This is a genomic window from Massilia phosphatilytica (genome assembly GCF_977014125.1).
Genome location: NZ_CDRNIL010000026.1, coordinates 1 through 3,749 on the forward strand (window position 1 = coordinate 1; position 3,749 = coordinate 3,749).

3 protein-coding genes and 1 pseudogene are annotated in these 3,749 nt (G+C 63.5%); all 4 read left to right on the forward strand.

Annotated elements, in window-relative coordinates:
* Positions 1–45: 45 nt before the first annotated feature.
* Positions 46–801: pseudogene (locus ACWNCF_RS01155) on the forward strand (ATP-binding cassette domain-containing protein); the annotation flags it as partial.
* 56 nt (positions 802–857) lie between these two features.
* Positions 858–1,583, forward strand: coding sequence for a CAAX prenyl protease-related protein (locus ACWNCF_RS01160; RefSeq protein ID WP_449405716.1), 726 nt, complete (start codon positions 858–860; stop codon positions 1,581–1,583).
* A gap of 39 nt (positions 1,584–1,622) precedes the next feature.
* Positions 1,623–3,137, forward strand: a complete 1,515-nt coding sequence (epsL, locus tag ACWNCF_RS01165) for an XrtB/PEP-CTERM-associated polysaccharide biosynthesis outer membrane protein EpsL (protein WP_449405717.1) — start codon at positions 1,623–1,625, stop codon at positions 3,135–3,137.
* Positions 3,138–3,153: 16 nt separating this feature from the next.
* Positions 3,154–3,681: a hypothetical protein gene (locus ACWNCF_RS01170; protein ID WP_449405718.1), complete on the forward strand. Its 528-nt coding sequence runs from the start codon at positions 3,154–3,156 to the stop codon at positions 3,679–3,681.
* Positions 3,682–3,749 lie beyond the last annotated feature (68 nt).

Here is a 3,749-nt window from a genome sequence, read left to right on the forward strand (position 1 = left end):
ACGTATTGCTAAGGTTAAAACGGAGGAGTTAGTTGGATGATCCAGGACCAGATGCGCGCGCAACTGAACGAAGAGGCGTCGCTGGCCGACACGATCGCCCCGGGCAGCGACTGGGTCGAGATCAACGGCCAGCGCAAGCACGTGATGAGCTACCTGGGCGACTTTTTGTTCGCGCCCGAGCGCGCGCGTTCGCCCGTGAAATCGCTGTCGGGCGGCGAGCGCAACCGCCTGCTGCTGGCGCGCCTGTTCGCCAAGCCGGCCAACTGCCTCGTGCTGGACGAACCGACCAACGATCTCGACATCGACACGCTCGAATTGCTGGAAGAACTGTTGACGGACTACAGCGGCACCGTTTTCCTCGTCAGCCACGACCGCACGTTCCTCGACAACGTCGTCACGCAAGTCATCGTTTCCGAAGGGCAGGGGATGTGGCGAGAATTTGTCGGCGGCTACAGCGATTGGGAACGCGTGAAGTCGACCGTGGCGGCGGCGCCCGCGGCGCCGGCTAAGGTCGCACCGGCTAAAGCACAGGATATGTCATCCAGCGCACAGAACGCATCCGGCAAGAAGGTAAAGTTGAGTTACAAGGAGCAGCGAGAGCTGGAAGAACTGCCGCAGCTCATCGCCAGCCTTGAAGACGAGCAGTCGGCCATCACGGCGCAGCTGAATGCGCCCGACTTCTACAAGACCAATCCCGCCGACGCGCGCCGGATGAACGCACGGTTCGCGGAGCTCGAGGAATCGCTGCTCGAGACCCTCGAGCGCTGGGAGCGCCTCGAAGCGCGCGCGAGGGGAGAGTAACCCATGCGCTAGCGCATCGCGACAAGCGCGGGCCAGATGCCCGCTGACGGAGAAACATGACTGAGCATGACGACCGCTACGCCGTGCCCGCCACGGCAGCCATCCCCGCCGACGCTCCCATGTTCACCCGCGCGGCCTGGCTCCGCATCCTCCCTTTCGCCGCCTACCTCGCCTTCATCGTTGCCGGCGACGTGCTCGAGCGCCTGGGTGTCCGGCCGGACACCCTGCGCTGGCTGTATCCCGCCAAGATCGCCCTCGTGGCGCTATTGCTGGCGCTGTTCTGGCGCCGCTATCAAGAACTTTCCCGTTTCCGCTTGGCACCGTTGCCCGCGTCGATCGCGCTGGCGACGGGCGTCGCCGTGCTCGTGCTGTGGATCACCCTGGATGCCGGCTGGATGCTCGTCGGTTCGCCGCCCGGCTTCGACCCGCGCGTCGGCGGCCGCATCGACTGGCTGCTCGTGGCGATCCGCATCGCCGGCGCCGCGCTCGTCGTGCCCATCATGGAAGAATTGTTCTGGCGTTCTTTCCTGATGCGCTGGGTGGACGATCCTGATTTCGAGTCGGTTGAGCCCTCTCAACTGAGTATCAAAAGCTTCGTCATTACCGTCCTGCTGTTCGGCTTCGAACATAACCTCTGGCTTGCCGGGATCGTTGCCGGTGCGGCCTACAGCCTGCTGTACATGCGTCACCGCAACTTGTGGTCGCCGATCCTGGCGCATGCCGTGACCAACGGCCTGCTGGGCGTGTGGGTGGTTCGAACCGGGAACTGGTCTTACTGGTAAGTCGTCCGGCAATTAACACTTCAAAGAAGATAAACGACCATGTCGAATTCCCGCGTACGTCCCCTTGCCCTGTTGCTCTGCACCCTGTTCACGCTGCCGGCCGGTGCCGGCCCCAACGATGCGCTGCACCTGTACGCCGGCGTGTCCTACGGCCACGACGACAACCTGCTGCGCGTGCCCGACGATGCGCCTGCATTCGACGGCACCCGGGCCGATTCGTGGTGGCAGCGGGAGGGGGGATTGATCTTCGATAAGACTTATAGCCGGCAACGGATTTCCATCGTCGCCAAGCTGTCCAAGTACGACTTCAACCACTTCAAACAGCTCAATTACGATGGCAAGGACGTGCAAGCAACCTGGTTCTGGCAACTCGGCAATCACCTGGAAGGCAAGGTCGGCACGACCTACGAACAGGTGCTCGCGCCGTACACCGATTTCGCGAGCAACGAGCGCAACCTGCGCCGCAGCCGCAGCCAGTTCGCCGAAGGCGCGTGGCGCTTCCATTCGTCCTGGCGCGTCCGCACCGGCTTCCAGCGCGACAAGTACGACTACGAGCTGTTTGCCCAGCGCTACAACAACCGGACCGAGGACGCGAGCGAGCTCGAGCTCGACTACCTGCCGAGCAGCGGCAGCACCGTCGGCCTCGTGGCGCGGCGGGTCAAGGGCAAGTATCCGTATCCGCGTCCCGTCGGTCCGTTCCTCCTCAACGACAATTTCACGCAGGACGAATTGAAGGCGCGCGTGCTGTGGCTGGCCACGGGCTCGACGAGCTTCGATGCCCTCGTCGGCTACACGCGGCGCAACCAGCCTTCGTTCGGCACGGGCAAGACGAGCGGCATCGCCGGCAAGGTGAAGGCTACGTACCAGCCGCGCGGCAAGATGACCTACACGGCCGCCGTCTGGCGCGACTTCGCGCCGCTGGAAAGCACGGTGGTGAGCTATACGCTGAACAAGGGCGCCAGCGTCGGCGCGCAGTGGGATGCGACGGCCAAGATCAAGGTGAACGCCGACGCCGTCTACGAACGGCGCAACTACTACGCGCGCGAGACGTTCGCCAGGCTGGGCGACATCCGCGATTCCATTCGCACGGGCAGCCTGTCCGCGACCTGGCTCGCCGCGGCCGACCTTGCATGTATCGGCCGGGCTCGCGCACCAGGCGCGCACCGGGTCGGCCGTGCTCGGTACTGGCAGCTTCAAGTCGAACAGCGTGACGCTGTCGGCCAGTGCGCAGTTCTGATTGCGCAGTTCCTGATCATTCTCATGACCGTCAATGACATACCGTTGATTTCGTTTTTCCAGCGCGTACTCGATCCGCTGATCATCATGGGCACGCTGTACCTGTCGGCGCTGCTGTTCCATGAACCGTTCTCGGGCTACCTGCTGGTGCTGATGGTATTGGCCTTTTTCATTTCGTCGGCCGTGTACCAGCACATCGATCCCTACCGCACGTGGCGCAGCGGCCGCATGTGGGCGTATGCGCGCGACACCGTGTTCGGCTGGTGCGTGACGCTCGCCGTGCTGATGTTCCTCGGCTCGTCCAGCGGCCTCGAATGATCATTACGACGAGCGCGTGCTGCTGGCCTGGGCCGTGGCCACGCCGCTGATCCTGCTGGGAAGCCGCATCGCCGTGCGCGTGGCGAACCGGCCCGGCAAAAGCCGCGAAGTGCGGTCCGTGGTGGTGGTCGGCGTCAACGACGTGGGCCTCGAGTTCGCCGCCATCTGCGACCGCCATCCGAACCTGTTCATGCAGGTGCGCGGTTTCTTCGACGACCGCGACGGCGACCGCCGTCCGGCCGAGCTGCCGCACCCCGATGCTCGGCAAGACGGACGAGCTCGCGCAGTACGTGCGCAACAACGGCATCAAGATGATCTCTCATCAGCCAGCCGATCTCGGCGCAGCCGCGCATCCGCAAGCTCATCGAAGAGTTGCAGGATACGACGGCCTCCGTGTATTTCCTGCCCGACGTCTACATCTTCGACCTCTATGCAGGCGCGCTTCGACAACGTGGGCGGCATGCCCGTGATCGCGATCTGCGAGACCCCGTTCATGGGCCTGAACAGCACGATCAAGCGCGGCTCCGACATCGTGCTGTCCTAGGTGCTGGATCATCCAACTAACTCCTCCGTTTTAACCTTAGCAATACGTATGGTTCCAGCAATGTTACA

What these genes read in the sequence shown, in the direction of transcription:
- ACWNCF_RS01160 (WP_449405716.1), top strand. Translation starts at nt 858, where the DNA reads ATGACTGAGCATGACGACCGCTACGCCGTGCCCGCCACGGCAGCCATC.
- epsL (WP_449405717.1), top strand. Translation starts at nt 1,623, where the DNA reads ATGTCGAATTCCCGCGTACGTCCCCTTGCCCTGTTGCTCTGCACCCTG.